This window comes from Bacillus stratosphericus, assembly GCF_020524495.1.
GTDB classification, from domain to species: Bacteria; Bacillota; Bacilli; order Bacillales; family Bacillaceae; genus Bacillus; species Bacillus stratosphericus_B.
In genome coordinates this window covers 1-1,024 of sequence record NZ_JAIVLB010000092.1, presented here as the reverse complement: position 1 = coordinate 1,024, position 1,024 = coordinate 1, and the positions used below count along the sequence as shown (strand labels likewise).

Sequence of the window (1,024 nt, the reverse complement as noted above, 5' to 3'; positions counted from 1 at the left end):
ACCACGCTTTGGAACTGGCAACGCATCATGGAAACTCAAGGAGTAGACGCCCTTCAACCTAAGAAAAAGGGGCGTCCGTCTATGAAAAAGAAAACTGGAAAACAAGAAATAACGAAAGGATCAATGGAAGCGTTACAGGCAGAAGTAGAACATTTGCGCATGGAAAATGAGTATTTAAAAAAGTTGAATGCCTTAGTTCAAAACAAGGAACAATCACCAAACAAGACAAAGCGCAAGTAGTCTATGATTTAAGGCATAAATATCCGGTGAAAGCACTTCTTAAGCTCGCATGTATTCCGCGCAGTACCTACTATTACTTGATCAAGCATTTGGATCGTCCTGATCAGGATGCCGAACTGAAAAAGATGATTCAAACCATTTATAAGGAACATCAAGGACGTTATGGATATCGCCGGATTCGTGATGAACTATTCAACCGAGGACAAAAGGTGAATCACAAAAAAGTCCAGCGCATCATGAAAGCCCTAGGGCTAAAATGTATGGTCCGCGTGAAGAAATATCGTTCATACAGAGGCACAGTGAACAAAATAGTGCCTAATATTTTGGCTCGTCATTTTCAAGCGGATAAGCCAAATGAGAAATGGGTCACAGATATGACGGAGTTCAAATTATTTGGTCAGAAGCTCTATCTTTCGCCCATATTAGATCTATTTAATGGTGAAATCATTACCTATACAATCGGTTCAAGACCTGTTTATTCTCTCGTCTCAACGATGCTTCATCAGGCATTCAACCGTTTAGATGAAGAGGAAAAACCGATGATACATTCTGATCAAGGGTGGCATTACCAAATGAAGCGATATAGACACGCCTTAAAAAAGCGTGGCATTACACAGAGTATGTCCCGAAAAGGTAACTGTTACGATAACGCAGTTATCGAGAACTTCTTCGGTATCTTAAAGTCTGAATTTCTATACCTAAAAGAATTTGAGGACATCGAACACTTCAAGCAAGAACTTGAACAATATATTGATTACTACAATCACACACGTATAAAGACGAA

General features: G+C 39.6%; 1 pseudogene. It reads left to right on the top strand.

The window, feature by feature from the left end:
- A pseudogene (locus LC033_RS16555) lies at positions 1 to 1,024 on the top strand (IS3 family transposase); the annotation flags it as partial.